At 63.2% G+C, this 14,836-nt stretch carries 10 protein-coding genes and 1 pseudogene; 9 read left to right on the plus strand and 2 right to left on the minus strand.

Annotated features, from left to right (window positions below):
* Positions 1-127 precede the first annotated feature (127 nt).
* The 5 genes from kdpA to ACT53N_RS03725 are packed head-to-tail and all read left to right on the plus strand — an operon-like array spanning position 128 to position 7,923.
* Positions 128-1,840, plus strand: coding sequence for a potassium-transporting ATPase subunit KdpA (gene kdpA / locus ACT53N_RS03705; RefSeq protein WP_476062608.1), 1,713 nt, complete (start codon positions 128-130; stop codon positions 1,838-1,840).
* A gap of 11 nt (positions 1,841-1,851) precedes the next feature.
* A complete protein-coding gene (gene kdpB, locus ACT53N_RS03710; protein ID WP_476062609.1) occupies positions 1,852-3,912 on the plus strand; it encodes a potassium-transporting ATPase subunit KdpB in 2,061 nt (686 codons plus the stop codon).
* Positions 3,913-3,939: 27 nt separating this feature from the next.
* The gene (gene kdpC / locus ACT53N_RS03715; protein ID WP_476062610.1) at positions 3,940-4,533 is read left to right on the plus strand and encodes a potassium-transporting ATPase subunit KdpC; all 594 of its coding nucleotides are present in this window, start codon (positions 3,940-3,942) and stop codon (positions 4,531-4,533) included.
* Positions 4,533-7,211, plus strand: coding sequence for a DUF4118 domain-containing protein (locus tag ACT53N_RS03720; RefSeq protein WP_476062611.1), 2,679 nt, complete (start codon positions 4,533-4,535; stop codon positions 7,209-7,211). Before kdpC ends, ACT53N_RS03720 begins: the two co-directional genes overlap by 1 nt.
* 7 nt (positions 7,212-7,218) lie before the next feature.
* Positions 7,219-7,923, plus strand: coding sequence for a response regulator (locus ACT53N_RS03725; RefSeq protein WP_476062612.1), 705 nt, complete (start codon positions 7,219-7,221; stop codon positions 7,921-7,923).
* 219 nt (positions 7,924-8,142) lie between these two features.
* On the opposite strand, the gene ACT53N_RS03730 is transcribed toward ACT53N_RS03725, so the two are convergent.
* Positions 8,143-9,240 carry a helix-turn-helix transcriptional regulator gene (locus ACT53N_RS03730; protein WP_476062613.1) on the minus strand — a complete coding sequence of 366 codons (1,098 nt, stop codon included), beginning with the start codon at positions 9,238-9,240 and terminating at the stop codon, positions 8,143-8,145.
* A 311-nt stretch (positions 9,241-9,551) separates the two neighbouring features.
* Here ACT53N_RS03730 and ACT53N_RS03735 point away from each other — a divergent pair, with 311 nt between their 5' ends.
* The 4 genes and pseudogenes from ACT53N_RS03735 to ACT53N_RS03750 all read left to right on the plus strand — a co-directional run.
* Complete coding sequence (locus ACT53N_RS03735; RefSeq protein ID WP_476062614.1) at positions 9,552-10,667, plus strand: glycosyltransferase; 1,116 nt, start codon at positions 9,552-9,554, stop codon at positions 10,665-10,667.
* A gap of 293 nt (positions 10,668-10,960) precedes the next feature.
* The gene (gmd, locus tag ACT53N_RS03740; RefSeq protein ID WP_476062615.1) at positions 10,961-12,037 is read left to right on the plus strand and encodes a GDP-mannose 4,6-dehydratase; all 1,077 of its coding nucleotides are present in this window, start codon (positions 10,961-10,963) and stop codon (positions 12,035-12,037) included.
* On the plus strand, positions 12,003-12,977 hold the full coding sequence (fcl, locus tag ACT53N_RS03745; protein ID WP_476062616.1) for a GDP-L-fucose synthase: 975 nt from the start codon (positions 12,003-12,005) through the stop codon (positions 12,975-12,977). Before gmd ends, fcl begins: the two co-directional genes overlap by 35 nt.
* Before the next feature lie 115 nt (positions 12,978-13,092).
* Positions 13,093-13,218, plus strand: a pseudogene (locus ACT53N_RS03750) (integrase core domain-containing protein); the annotation flags it as partial.
* A 192-nt stretch (positions 13,219-13,410) separates the two neighbouring features.
* On the opposite strand, the gene ACT53N_RS03755 reads toward ACT53N_RS03750, so the two are convergent.
* Entirely contained in the window at positions 13,411-14,778 is a 1,368-nt protein-coding gene (locus ACT53N_RS03755) for a hypothetical protein (protein WP_476062617.1), read from the minus strand.
* Positions 14,779-14,836: the final 58 nt, after the last annotated feature.

A 14,836-nucleotide genomic window follows, 5' to 3' on the forward strand; every position in this document is an offset into this window, starting at 1 on the left:
TCGTCGCCGCGCTGAGGCGCGTCTGACGATGCTCGTGAACATCCTGTGGGGCGCCGGCGCGATCGCGATCGCCGGCTACATGGTCGCAGCGATGCTGCGGCCCGACAAATTCTGACGGACCTCTTCCATGACATGGCAAGGATGGGCGGAGATCGCCCTGACCCTCGGCCTAGCGGTCGCCATCGGCTGGCCGCTGGGCGTTTTTCTTTCGCGCGTCTGGAACGGCGAGAAGACCTTTCTCGATCCGGTCCTGCGTCCCGTCGAGGGCGTATTCTACAAGGCCTGCGGCGTTGATCCGACCAGGAGCCAGAGCTGGCACGCCTACGCTATGGCCCTGCTGGCGTTCAACCTGATCGGCTTTGTCTTCGTCTATTCGGTGCTGCGCCTGCAGGGCGTGCTGCCGCTGAACCCTCAAGGCTTGCCTGGTCTTTCGAGCCACCTGGCGTTCAACACCGCCTTCAGCTTCGTCACCAACACCAACTGGCAGAGCTATGCGGGCGAGACCACCCTGTCGACGCTCAGCCAGATGCTGGTTTTGACGGTGCAGAACTTCGTGTCGGCCGCGACCGGCGCGACCGTCGCGGCGGCCCTGGCGCGGGCGTTCGTCGCCAATCGCGGCGAGGGCGTCGGCAACTTCTGGGCCGATTTGGTGCGCACCACGCTGTACCTGCTGTTGCCCCTGGCCTTTGTGGTCGCCGTCGTGCTCGCCGCTCTCGGGCTGCCCCAGACCCTGGCCGCGAGTGTCACCGCCCACACACTGGAAGGCGCCGAGCAGAAGATCTCGCTTTATGCGGTGGCCTCCCAAGAAGCGATCAAGATGCTGGGCATCAATGGCGGGGGCATCTTCAACGCCAACTCAGCCCACCCGTTTGAGAACCCGACGCCGCTGACCAACCTGATCACGGCGGTCTCGATCAACACCCTGGGCTGGGCGGCCTTCTTCGCCTTCGGTCGCACCGTCCTGGCCAAAAGGGACATCCGCGCCTTGGTCATCGCCGCCTTCGTGCTGCTGTTCGCGGGCGCCGCCGGCGTCTACGCCGCCGAAACTCAAAGTCCGCCGGCCCAGGTCGCCGCCAAAATCGACACGTCGGTGAACATGGAGGGCAAGGAGGTCCGCTTCGGCGCGCCGGCCACAGCCGCCTGGGTCGCCATGACCACCGGGGCGTCCAACGGTTCGGTCAACGGCATGCACTCCAGCCTGATGCCCCTGGGCGGCGGGATCGCGATGTTCCTGATGCAGTTGGGCGAGATCTTGCCCGGCGGCATCGGCTCGGGCGTCGCGATCATGGTCGTCATGGCGCTGCTGTCGGTGTTTGTCGCCGGCCTGATGGTCGGCCGCACGCCGGAGTATCTGGGCAAGAAGATCGAGGCGCGCGAGATTCAGTTCTCGATCCTGGCGGTGGTGATTATCCCGCTCTCGATGCTGGGCTTTTCCGGGATCGCTGCGGTCCTGCCCGAAGCGCTGAAGGGCCTGATGCACAGCGGGCCGCACGGCCTGTCGGAGATTCTCTACGCCTACGTCTCGGGCACGGCCAACAACGGCTCGGCCTTCGCCGGCCTAACGGCCAACGCGCCCTGGTGGAATGTAACCCTTGGGATCGCCATGGCCCTGGGCCGCTTCCTGCCGATCGTCGCGGTGCTGGCCATCGCCGGAAGCCTCGTGACCAAGCCCAAGCTTGCCCCCACCGCCGGCACGCTGCCGACGGACGGCGGTCTTTTCATCGGCCTCCTGATCGGGGTGATCCTGATCCTGGGCGGCCTACAATTCTTCCCCGCGATGGCGCTGGGACCGATCGTCGAGCACTTCCAGGCGCTCGACGCGGTCGCCGCCCTCCGCTGAGTGGTGATCCCATGACATCCGTAGATATCCACGCTGGCGAGGGGCGACGCGCCCTGGCCGGCGGCCTGTCCGGCGCCGTTCTGGCCCGCGCCGCCAAAGACGCCGTCCTCAAACTCGATCCGCGCAAGCTGACCGGCAATCCGGTGATCTTCGCCACCTGGCTTGTGGCCCTGCTGTCGACCGTCTCGGCTGTTGCGGCCCTGGTCACCCATCAGGCTGCGGGCTTCGCCATCCAGATCGCCGTCTGGCTGTGGGCGACGGTGCTGTTCGCCAACCTCGCCGAAAGCGTCGCCGAGGGCCGCGGCAAGGCGGCCGCCGACAGCCTGCGCGCCACCCGCGTGACGACCAAGGCCAAGCTCATCATCGACCCCAAGACTGGAACCTGGATTCCCACCCCTGCCCACAAGCTCGGCGTCGGCGAGGTGATCCTGGTGGAGGCCGGCGAGGTGATCCCGACCGACGGCGAGATCATCGAGGGCATGGCCAGCGTCAACGAAGCGGCCATCACCGGCGAGAGCGCGCCGGTGATCCGCGAAAGCGGCGGCGACCGCTCGGCGGTGACCGGCGGCACCACGGTCGTCTCCGACTGGATCAAGGTCCGCGTCACGGCGGAAGCCGGCTCGACGTTCCTCGACCGGATGATCGCCATGGTCGAGGGCGCGGACCGTCGCAAAACGCCAAACGAGATCGCCCTGGCGGTTCTTCTGGCCGGCCTCACCCTGATCTTCCTGATCGCCGTGGTGACGCTGCTGGGTCTGGGCAAGTTCTCGGGCGTGGCGCTGGATCCTCTTGTGCTGGGCGCGCTGTTCATCACCCTGATCCCGACCACCATTGGCGGCCTGCTCTCGGCCGTTGGCATCGCCGGCATGGACCGCCTTCTGAAGGTCAATGTGCTGGCCACCTCCGGCCGCGCGGTCGAGGCGGCCGGTGACGTCGACACCCTGCTGCTGGACAAGACCGGCACCATCACCTTCGGCAACCGCATGGCGACCGAGGTGATCCCCGCCCCGGGCGTGCGTGCGGATGCGGCGATGAAAGCGGCTCTTATGGCCTCGCTGGCCGACGAGACGCCGGAAGGTCGTTCGATTGTCGAGCTGGCGCGCAACGCTGGCCTGACGCTCGAGCCGCCGGAAGGCGCGACCGCGATCCCGTTCACCGCCCAGACCCGCCAGTCGGGTCTCGATCATCAGGGTCACAGATGGCGCAAGGGCGCGGTGGACGCCGTCTATCGGTCGCTGGCGCTGGAGCCTAAGAGCATTCCGGCCGAGCTGACAGCGGCCGTCGACCGCATCGCCCGCTCGGGCGGCACACCGCTGGCCGTCAGCGAGAACGGCGTGCTGGTAGGCGTCATCCACTTGAAGGACGTCGTCAAACCCGGCGTGAAGGAGCGTTTCGCTGATCTGCGCCGCATGGGCCTGCGGACAGTGATGATCACCGGCGACAATCCTGTGACCGCCGCCGCCATCGCCTCGGAGGCCGGCGTCGACGACTTCCTCGCCGAGGCCACGCCCGAGGACAAGCTGCGACTGATCCGCGAGGAACAGGGCAAGGGCCGGCTGGTGGCCATGTGCGGCGACGGCGCCAACGACGCCCCCGCGCTCGCCCAGGCCGACGTCGGCGTCGCCATGCAGACCGGCGCCCAGGCCGCGCGCGAGGCGGGCAACATGGTCGACCTCGACAGCGACCCGACCAAGGTCATCGAGATCGTCGAGGTCGGCAAGCAGATGCTGATCACCCGCGGCGCCCTGACGACCTTTTCGATCGCCAACGACGTGGCCAAGTACTTCGCCATCATCCCGGCGATGTTCGTGGTCTCGCTGCCGGCGCTGGGCGCTTTGAACGTGATGAAGCTTCACAGTCCGCAGAGCGCCATCCTGTCGGCGGTGATCTTCAACGCCCTGGTCATCGTCGCCCTGATCCCGCTGGCCCTGCGCGGCGTGAAGTACCGCGCTGTCGGCGCCGGCAAGCTGCTGTCGCGCAACCTGACGCTCTATGGGCTGGGCGGTCTGATCGCGCCGTTCGTCGGCATCAAGCTGATCGACCTTGTGGTCTCGGCCCTGGGTCTGGCGTAAACACAAGCCATCGGAGAGTCATCCGTCATGCTTTCACAACTTCGCCCCGCCCTGGTGTCCATGGGCTTGTTCACGGCCCTGCTCGGCCTGGCCTATCCGTTGACCGTCACCGGCGTCGCCCAAGCGGCCTTTCCGACCCAGGCCAATGGTAGTCTCGTCCGCGACGCCGGCGGCCAGGTCGTCGGCTCGGCCCTGATCGGTCAGGCCTTCACAAAGCCCGATTACTTCCATGGTCGCCCCTCGGCTGCGGGCTCGGGCTACGACGCCAGCGCGTCGAGCGGCTCCAACATGGGCCCGCTGAACGCGGCGCTCATCGCCCGGCAGAAGGCTGATGCGGCGTCTTTGCGTTCGGAAAACCCGGATGTGACGATCCCAGCCGACGCGGTCACGACCTCGGGCTCGGGACTTGATCCGGACATCTCGCCGGCCAACGCCCGCTTCCAGGCGCCCCGCGTGGCCAAGGCGCGCGGCGTTCCCGAGAAGGACGTGACCGCGCTGGTCGAGACCCAGATCCAGCCGCCGCTGCTGGGGTTCATCGGCCAGCCCCGCGTAAACGTCCTGGCCCTCAACCGGGCGCTCGACGCCCGCTTCCCGCCCATCGTCAGCAAGAAAGGCGGCTAGTGCCGGCCGACGACCCAAAAAGACCGGACCCCGAGGCGCTCCTGGCCGCCGCCAACAAGGCGCGCCGGGGGCGCCTCAAGGTGTTTCTGGGCATGGCGCCGGGCGTGGGCAAGACCTACGAGATGCTGCGCGCCGCCCGTCGCCGAAAGGCCGAAGGCGCTGATGTCCTGATCGGCGTTGTGGAGACCCATGGCCGCCGCGAAACCGAGAGCTTGCTGCGGGGCATGGAGGTGCTGCCGCGCAAGCCGATCGAGCATCGCGGCCGCGTCCAGATGGAGTTCGACATCGACACGGCCTTGGCGCGCAAGCCCAAGATCCTGCTGGTCGACGAATACGCCCATTCCAACGCCATCGGCTCGCGCCACCCCAAACGATGGCAGGATGTTGAGGAGCTGCTCGCCGCCGGCGTCGACGTCTGGACCACCCTCAACGTCCAGCACCTGGAGAGCCTGGTCGACGTCGTCCAGCGCATCACCGGCGTGCGGCAACGTGAGACCGTGCCCGACAGCGCGCTTTCGCGCGCCGACGACATCGAGCTGGTGGACATCACGCCCGGCGAACTGCGCGAGCGAATGGCGGCCGGCAAGGTCTATGTGCCCGAGACCGCCCGCCTGGCGGCCGACAACTTCTTCAAGATCGAGAACCTGACGGCCCTGCGCGAGTTGGCCCTGCGGCGGGCGGCCCAGACGGTGGACGATCAACTGATCGCCACGATGCGCGAGAAGGGCGTCGAGGGGCCCTGGGCGGCGGGTGAGCGGATCCTGGTGCTGGTCAGCGGCGATGCGATGGCGGCCACGCTGGTGAGGGCCGGCCGTCGGTTGTCGGACATGATGATGGACGCTCCCTGGACCGTAACCCATGTCGAGCGGACCGACCGCCCGCTGGCGAAAGACGGTGACGCCGCGCGCCTGCGCGAGGCCTATCGCCTGGCCGAGCAACTGGGGGGCGCCACCGTCGCCCTCAGCGGCGGCGACATCGTCGATACGGTGATGGCCTATGCGCGCCGTCAGAATGTCACCCAGATCGTTATCGGCAAGTCGATCGAGAGCCGCTGGCGCGAACTTCTGGGGCGCTCCCTGGCGAGCGCGCTGTTGCGAGAAGCGCGCGGCGTTGCGGTTCACGTCGTCACTGAGGCCGCGCCGGAGCGCGTGTTGCGCTCGCCTGATCCGCCCCAGCCCGATCGTTGGCGCGGCTATGCGGTCGGGGCTCTGTTCATCGCTGCGGCCACCCTGGCGGCCTGGGGCCTGGACGTCGCGTTCAATCGTGTCGACCTTGGGATGATCTTCCTGGCCGCCGTGCTGGCGGCGGGCGTGCTGCACGGTTTGCGGCCCGCCCTGGCGGCGGCGACCGTGGCGTTTCTGGTCTACAACTATCTCTTCCTCGAACCCCGCTACAGTTTCGTGGTCGGTTCGCCCACGGACTTCATCACGCTCGTGGTGTTCTGGGCGGTGGCCCTGGCGTCGGGCGGGCTCGCCGGCCGCGTGCGCGAACAGGCGCTGGGGTCGCAGCGCCGCGCCGCGGCCGTGACCACCTTGCTCGCCGCCAGCCGAACGTTCTCCGCCGCCAGCGGCCGTGACGCCGTCGCCAAGGCGCTGGCTGAACAGCTCTCCGCCGCCGCCGGGGCGCGCGCCGTCGTGCTGCTGCCGCAGGGGGATGAGATCGCGCTGGCGCATGGCTCACCTGAGCTCGCGCCCCTGGACGCCGCGCAGATGGCCGCCGCCCGCTGGGCCTGGGACAAGGGAGAGGCCGCCGGCTTCGGGACAGGAACCTTGCCGCAAGCCCGGTGGACCTTCTGGCCTCTGGACGGCGTGCGGGCGCGCACAGGCGTCGCGGGTCTGGCGGCGGGGACGGCGCCGCTTGGCGCGGACCAGGAACGCCTCGTTCTGGCGCTGCTGGAACAGGGCGCCGTAGCGCTGGAGCGCTCACAGCTTGCGGCCGAGGCCGTCGAGACCGAGACGCTCCGCCGCGCGGATCGCTTCCGCTCCGCCCTGATGAACTCGGTCAGCCACGACCTGCGCACGCCGCTGTCCACGGTGCTGGGGGCCTCCACGACGCTGATCGACTACGGCGACAAACTGGCCAAGCCCGTACGTGAGGACCTTGTCGTCAGCATCCGCGAGGAGGCCGAGCGGCTGAACCGCTATGTCGCCAACCTGCTCGACATGACGCGCATCGAGGGCGGCGCCCTGCGGCTGCGGACCGACTGGATCGATGTCCGCGACGTGTTGAACGCCGCCGCCGACCGGGTTTCGCGGCGCCTGGGCGGACGCGCGCTGACCCGAGACTTTCCGCGCGAGCTCTCCCTTGTCCAGGCGGACGCGAGTTTGCTGGAACAGGTCGTCGTCAATGTGCTGGAGAACGCCATCGCCTATAGCCCGCCCGAGGCGCGTATCGAGATGGCGGCCTATGAGGACCGCTCCAACGTGGTGATCAGCATCGAGGACGAGGGGCGCGGGATCCCCCCTTCGGAGCTGGAGCGTGTGTTCGACAAGTTCCGTCGCATGGAGGAGCCCAGCGATCGCACCCAAGGGGCGGGCCTGGGTCTCTCGATCGCCAAGGGCTTCATCGATGCGCTGGGCGGACGTATCGCCGCCGCCAGCCCCATCCACGACGGACAAGGTACGCGGATCTTGATCAGCATGCCCAAGACCGTCGCGACGCCGCATCACCTGCTATGACGGACCCATGAGCGCGCTTCGCCACCGCATCCTCGTCATCGACGATGAACCGCAGATCCACCGCTTCCTGGGGCCGGCGCTCGATGCGGCCGGCTACGAGGCCCTGCGCGCCGACAGCGGCCAGGAGGGGCTGCGCGGCATCGCCTTGTGGTCGCCCGACGCCGTGGTTCTGGATCTTGGCTTGCCCGACATGGACGGCAAGGAGGTGCTGGAAAAAGCGCGGGCTTTCTATGAGGGCCCGATCCTGATCCTCTCGGCCCGCGATCGTGAAGTCGAGAAGATCGAGGCGCTGGATCGGGGCGCCAATGACTATGTCGAAAAGCCCTTCGGCGTCGGCGAACTCCTGGCGCGGCTGCGCGTGGCGCTCCGGCCGTCGGCGGCGCCGAGGCGACCGGTTGGCCCGCTGTCCTTCGGTGAGGTCGTGATCGATCTGGATCGGCGTTTGGTGACCAAATCCGGCGCCGCCATCAAGCTTTCGCCCAAGGCGTTTGAACTCCTCTCACGCCTGGCGCTCTCGCCCGGCAAGGTGCTGACGCACAGGGAACTGCTGGTCGGCGTCTGGGGCCCCGCACACGCGCATGACACCCAGTACCTGAGGGTGTTCGTCGGGCAGCTTAGGCAAAAGCTTGAGGTCGACCCGGCGCATCCGGCACTGATCCTGACAGAGCCCGGCGTGGGCTATCGGCTCCTGAGTCCCGGCAACCCGACCTAAAATTGCCCCCGACCAGCGGCCGAATCCGCGCCCTTTTGGCTTGAGGTTCTCGGCTGCCGGTATGGCGCCGAAGAGTTAGCCCAGCCCTATAGCCCCAGAGCTCGCAGATCGACGCCAATGTGGTGTTGGCACATCCGTGCACGCTAGAGCGCCCCCATCGGCAAGTCTGGTCTGAACAGAGGGAGCCCTTTGGGAATGGTCAGGGCCGACATACCCGCCCTACTCGTGCCGTGAGTTGCGGACGCGCGGGAAGGTGGCCAGCAGCTTGATCAGCTCAGATTGTCGGTTAACGCCGGTCTTGTTGAAGAGGGACTTCAACTGCGTCTTCACTGTCTCGCGGTTGACTTTACGATTGGCCGCTACCTCGGCGACGGATTGTTCGGCCAAAAGCCCCTCGGCAAGCGCACTTTCCATAGCCGACAAGCCATAGGCGCTTTGAAAAGCCGAAATGGTGCTGGATGGAGCAGCTGACTCAGGGTCATCAATCTTGAGAATCGCTCCGGAAGTCTCGTCAAAGCCCGCAGGTAGGACGACCAGCCGAAACGCTCTCAAACCTGATGGCCTGGGGCAAAGAAAGCCCGTACGAACGTTTGCAATCTTATCTATTACACCTGCCACAGCGGCTCGTAGGGCGATTTCTAGGCTTGACGAAGCAACCAGTCGGTTTCGGTAAAGCGCCAACCCATCACGCTGTTCTAGGAGCCGCTTTGCGCTAGCCGACATTCCCAAGACGCGCAGATCCCGATCTACGCGGATCAAGCCTTGATCAGACTGGTCGGCCAAATCCTGGAGCGCTGATGCACGGAGACGCTCGCGTTCAAGCATTCGATGCAGATGTACAGCGCGTTCAAGATGGCTATATACGCCGTCAAGACGCGCCGCTTCCGCTTCGCCGAAAGCTCTGTCGCGCTCGGCCCTATGAACTGCAACCATCAGGCCCGGTCGCCCGGGGTGCGGCGACACGCCAAGGCTCCGCCCCGTGTCATCACCAAAGCGACGAAAGCAGTCATTTCGCATCGCAGTTTGTGCGAACGCTTCTGGACTCATGTACGCGTCTAACGCAAAGGCTTTTCCGAATTGCCCAACCTCTATGGAAAGTTTTGTCCAAGGATCGTTAGCAGCAAAGTTCTCTGCATAGTATTTCGCGAAATCATCACCCCAATAGCACATTTGCATATAGTCAGCCGCGCCCCTGGCATTAAGCTCGAAGAAAATAGCCGAGCGCGTTCCGACAGCTTCTGCAATTCTAGTAGAAAGGTTTCTGAAGGCGCTATCGTCTGCGATCGCACCATAGATGCCATCTAAATCCACTCGCATTCTGAGCCCCCGTTCAGAATTCCGCCTAGCTGTACATTACTGACTTTTGCGAGCGTGGACACACGGGCCAAGCCACTCCCACTCGCATCCGCCATGTGGGGGGGACTCCGCATCTCCCAAACGGGGGATGCGCACCTCCATGAGTTGCGTTTAGTCGCAACCTATCGCCAAGCCTAGACGGGCCGGAAGCGGCGCCATAAGGGTGTGGTTAGGAGGGTCAACACCCACTACGCGGCGGAGAGTCGCGTGCGGGGGGGGGGGGCAAAAGGTCTGGAGTTAGTCCAGATCATCTATACTGCCGGGGGGCATTGGTGAGTAAAGGCTTGGGACAGCGTCCCATCATCTTTCTTTGGGAAAACTTCGGACCGCTTCACGCTGACCGCTGCGATGCAACGGCGCGAGCCATGCCGGAGCGTCGCGTCATCGGCCTTGAGATCTTGAACAAAAGTTCAGAGTACGACTGGGTCAGTGAGACTGGACGATATTTTGAAAAAATTACACTGTCCGCTCGTGGCGAGGAAACACACTGGTCGAGCTGGCGGATTATTACGGCAGTCGCCAAGCACCGTCCCGAAGCCGTTTTCTTCTGCCACTATCAGCACCCCAAAATCTTCGTCGCTGCGATCTTCGCCAGGCTCCTTGGCATTCGCACCTTCACGATGAACGACTCTAAGTTCGACGACTATGAGCGCGATCTCTGGCGAGAGGTCGGCAAGTCGCTATTCTTCGCGCCCTACAACGGGGCGCTGGCCGCAAGTAGACGCTCTGCCGACTATCTCCGCTTTCTGGGAGTGCCCGCCGGCAAGATCGCCCTTGGCTACGACGCGATTTCCATCGAACGCATCCGCAACCTCGCGCAGGCGCCGCCTGCACCAGACGGCGTAGCCCATGCGGATCGCCATTTCACGATTGTGGCAAGGCTTCTGCCAAAGAAGAACATCTCCCTTGCTCTCAACGCTTTTGCGGCTTTCGTTCGCGCTGGGGGAGACCGACGGCTCGTGATTTGCGGTTCGGGCCCGTTGGAAGCCGAATTAAAGGCGCTTGCCGCTGAACTCGGCGTGGACAGCAATGTCGAGTTCAGAGGCTTCGTTCAGACTGATGAGATATCTCGGATCTTGGCGAGCACGTTAGCGCTCATCCTGCCGAGCACCGAAGAGCAATTCGGACAAGTGATCCCTGAAGCCTTGGCCATGGGCGTTCCGGTTCTGGCTTCCGACAACTGTGGCGCGCGCGATCATTTGGTTGAGACAGCGGTCAACGGATACATATTCGAACCGCATAATGCCGAGGGCCTATCCGTCCTGATGCAGCGTATAGATCGTGACCACGATCACTGGCGCGCCCTAGCCTCAGCCGCCAACCGGATCGCGCCTCGGGGCGACGTGGCTGGGTTTGTTTCGGGCGTCCGACAACTTCTGGCATCCTAGACGCATCCCTCAGACGCCTAGATCCAACCAACAGCGCTCGGCTTTACGCTCAAAGTGTTTGATTTGGCGCCTAGCGCTAAGCTTTGGCTCAGCCGCGATGAGAGAAAAGCGCACTCACGGGGCGCAGCGTCTAGAAATTGACCGTTAACCTTGTCCGCGCGCGCCTCGCGCGCCGACGAATGTCAGTTTGTTGCACTGCGGTGCAATAACGACATCGCATTGAGCATTTGCTTACGCTATGAGGGCGATACGCAAGGCGGAATAAACGCTGCGTTCCATAAGGTGGGGACCTAATGACGGTTGAAAGCAATGGTAAGGTTGCGCTCATTACGGGCGTGACCGGGCAAGATGGCGCGTACCTGTCGGAGCTGCTGCTCTCCAAGGGCTATACGGTGCACGGCGTGAAGCGGCGTTCGTCGTCGTTCAACACCGGCCGCATCGAGCACATCTATCAGGACCCGCACGAGCCGAACCCGCGCTTCTTCCTGCACTACGGCGACATGACCGACAGCACGAACCTGATCCGGATCGTGCAGCAGACCCAGCCCGACGAGATCTACAACCTGGCGGCCCAAAGCCACGTCCAGGTCAGCTTCGAGACCCCGGAATACACCAGCAACGCCGACGCCACGGGCACCCTGCGCCTGCTGGAGGCCATCCGCATCCTGGGCCTAGAAAAGAAGACCAAGTTCTACCAGGCCTCGACCTCGGAGCTATACGGCCTCGTGCAAGAGGTGCCGCAGAGCGAGAAGACGCCGTTCTATCCGCGCAGCCCCTACGCCGCCGCCAAGCTCTACGGCTACTGGATCGTGGTCAACTACCGCGAGGCCTACGGCATCCACGCCAGCAACGGCATCCTGTTCAACCACGAGAGCCCGCTGCGCGGCGAGACCTTCGTCACCCGCAAGATCACCCGCGCCGTCGCGGCCATCAAGCAAGGCTTCCAGGACAAGCTCTATCTCGGCAACCTCGACGCCAAGCGCGACTGGGGCCACGCGCGCGAGTACGTGCGCGGCATGTGGCTGATGCTGCAGCAGGAAGTCGCCGACGACTACGTCCTGGCCACCGGCGAGACCACCCTGGTCCGCGACTTCGTCACCAAGGCCTTCTCGGAGGTCGGCATCACGATCACCTGGTCGGGCGCCGGCGTCGACGAAAAGGGCACGTGCGCGCAGACCGGCAAGGTGCTGGTCGAGGTCGACCCGCGCTACTTCCGTCCGACCGAGGTCGAGCTGCTGATCGGCGACCCGACCAAGGCCAAGGAGAAGCTCGGCTGGGTCCACGAGACCAAGTGGGAGCAGCTCTGCGCCGAGATGGTCGCGGCCGACATGATCAATGTCGCCAAGGAGCAGCGCCGCAATGCCGAGTGAGGTGATCTTCCCGCTCGAAGGCAAGCGGGTCTGGGTCGCCGGCCATCGCGGGATGGTCGGCTCGGCTATCGTCCGCCGCCTCGCTTCGGAAGGCTGCGAGATTCTCACCGCCGGCCGCGAGGTGCTCGACCTGGAGCGCCAGAGCGCCGTCGAAGCCTGGATCGCCGAGAACAAGCCCGACGCCATCTTCATGGCGGCCGCCAAGGTCGGCGGCATCCTGGCCAACGACACCTATCCGGCCGACTTCCTCTACAACAACCTGGTTATCGAGACGAACATCGTCGACGCGGCCTGGCGGAGCGGCGTCGGCAAGGTGCTGTTCCTGGGCTCGTCGTGCATCTATCCCAAGTTCGCGCCGCAGCCGATCATGGAAGACGCCCTACTCACCGGCCCTCTGGAGCCGACCAACGAGTGGTACGCGATCGCCAAGATCGCCGGCATCAAGCTGGCCCAGGCCTATCGCAAGCAGCACGGCTGCGACTTCATCAGCGCCATGCCGACGAACCTCTATGGCATCGGCGACAACTTCGACCTGAACAGCAGCCACGTGATGCCGGCCCTGATCCGCAAGGCCCATGAGGCCAAGCTGGCCGGCGCGGACAGCATCACGATCTGGGGCACGGGCACGCCGCGCCGCGAGTTCCTGAACGCCGACGACTGCGCCGACGCCTGCGTGTTCCTGATGAAGACCTATTCGGACTTCGAGCACGTCAACGTGGGATCAGGCGAGGACATCACCATCCTGGAGCTGGCCCAACTGGTCTGCGAGGTCGTGGGCTTCGAGGGCGAGATCATCACCGACACCACCAAGCCGGACGGCACACCGCGCAAGCTGATGAGCGCGGACAAGCTACGGGGGATGGGGTGGTCGCCGAGCATTGAGCTTCGGGAGGGGATAGAGGGTGCTTATCGAGCGTTCTTGGAGCTAGCTAACCGCTAGAGTATCAGTCTGCATCATATCCGGCGGCGGCGGAGCAGTTGGCGCATTCAACTGGGGTGAAGGCGTCGATAGCGTTGGCGATGGCGTTCCAGTGCTGCTCGAGGCCGCCGACAGCGGCGTAGGCTGGCGCTACATCGCGCCAAGCAAGCCCTAGCAGAATGGGCGCAACGAGATCTTCAACGGGCGACTGCGCGACGAGCTGCGGAACGGGACCCCGTTCCGTTCGCTGACTCACTCCCGCCCGGCGCTTAACCGGCGAGACATCCCAGCCCGACCTGGTCCAAGGTTGGGGGCAAGGTCAATCCAGAGACAGCACTTTGCTCATCCGTGCTGGCCACCGCTCCAGCACAAAGCTTAAATCAGAAGCCAGCTCTCGTGGGAATCCAAAACGATTCAACTAGATCGCCAACTGCTCTAGCGCTTTTCATCACTGCTATTTAGCCCGCTCCCGACGTTGTCGCTCACCTAGACGCAGGCTTTGCGCACTGAGCACGACCAGAGCACATGCGGGAAGCACTGCAATAAGAGATCCCCGGAAAAGAATGGCAGCAAATCCAGCCACCAGAGCCGCAGTGAGTTGGGTTGAGAAACGACCTGAAAAAAGAGATGCAGCATTGGCCAAATCGTCTAAGCGCTTCAAAGCATAACCGACTAGAAGGCCTCCAAACCCCACACCAAACCAGGAAAAATCCGAGTAAAACTCGGCAGGCAACGGGGCGGAAATATTAACAAACTTGTATCCATTGTGCGCCGCAGCAACAGCACCAGTCGGCAACGCCTTCCCTTCCCAGACCCCTCTAGGAACAAAAGCAAGTACTGCGGATATCAATTGATGGCCAAACTGAACACCAGCGCCATCTACCCATCGCACCACATTTATAGTTGATTGAAATCCATCAAGATCCCCAGAGGAGACCATATAACTTTTCCAAGATGTCGAAAACGCCAATCGCGCGTCCCCGCGGGTAAGGTGATTAATCAGCGGGAATAGTGTCGCCAAAGCTATTGGATACGCCAGCGCGAGCGCGAGGCTGAGCTGCTTATGACTAGAGCGAACAAATATCAAACCAAGAGTGATAACATACCCCAACAAGAAGTATCTCGGTAGAGCAGGCGGATAATTCACAATCAGGAACGTGACAGCAGAAACAATCAACACAATATACGGAAAAAACACCCCTCTCGACTTTATAGAAGAGTAAATTGCCATAACAATGGATATAAACGACAATGATCGAGCAGTTTGCATCAGAGTCAAGGTAGTCGGATTTAGAACAATCGCCCCAACCTCTCCTCGAATTCTCACAAAATTTTGCAGACCAAGGTCGATCGCCATAACAAAACTAATACCACAAAGGGCCAACGCGGCCAAGCATATCGCTGATATACTTATAGAGTACGCCTCAGAGCGCCCCGCCGATTTGAATCGGCTAGACATCCTGCCAAACCTCATAGAAAAGGTGAATATTAAAACTACTAGAGCAGCCAAATTGACATCGGACTCAGGATACTGTGACCGGTAGAATGGAAATTCGCCATAGGCGCACTGAAAAATGCCCGGCACAATCAAGCCAAACAAAATGTATAGATTTGCCAAAAAGCTAGACCACGCTATTCTTTCAACACTACATATATCAAAAATTGTCGCAAAACAGGGAACTAGTGCAACAGCTAGAATAAATCTAGCAACAGGATGATAATCTCCAAATACACCTGATGTTAAAATAATCAAAAAAGCAAAAAGCACGCCGACGGATAACGCCGAAAGGCGAACTATATTGCCCTGATGCGAGACAATCATCGCAGGCTCCACCGCACAGATTACATATAGAGAAAATTGAAATTCTAAATGAGAACAT

The organism is Caulobacter sp. DMC95 (assembly GCF_056313785.1).

What these genes read in the sequence shown, in the direction of transcription:
- kdpC (WP_476062610.1), top strand. Translation starts at nt 3,940, where the DNA reads ATGCTTTCACAACTTCGCCCCGCCCTGGTGTCCATGGGCTTGTTCACG.
- ACT53N_RS03725 (WP_476062612.1), top strand. Translation starts at nt 7,219, where the DNA reads ATGAGCGCGCTTCGCCACCGCATCCTCGTCATCGACGATGAACCGCAG.
- gmd (WP_476062615.1), top strand. Translation starts at nt 10,961, where the DNA reads ATGACGGTTGAAAGCAATGGTAAGGTTGCGCTCATTACGGGCGTGACC.
- fcl (WP_476062616.1), top strand. Translation starts at nt 12,003, where the DNA reads ATGTCGCCAAGGAGCAGCGCCGCAATGCCGAGTGAGGTGATCTTCCCG.
- ACT53N_RS03755 (WP_476062617.1), bottom strand. Translation starts at nt 14,778, where the DNA reads ATGATTGTCTCGCATCAGGGCAATATAGTTCGCCTTTCGGCGTTATCC.
- kdpB (WP_476062609.1), top strand. Translation starts at nt 1,852, where the DNA reads ATGACATCCGTAGATATCCACGCTGGCGAGGGGCGACGCGCCCTGGCC.
- ACT53N_RS03730 (WP_476062613.1), bottom strand. Translation starts at nt 9,240, where the DNA reads ATGCGAGTGGATTTAGATGGCATCTATGGTGCGATCGCAGACGATAGC.
- kdpA (WP_476062608.1), top strand. Translation starts at nt 128, where the DNA reads ATGACATGGCAAGGATGGGCGGAGATCGCCCTGACCCTCGGCCTAGCG.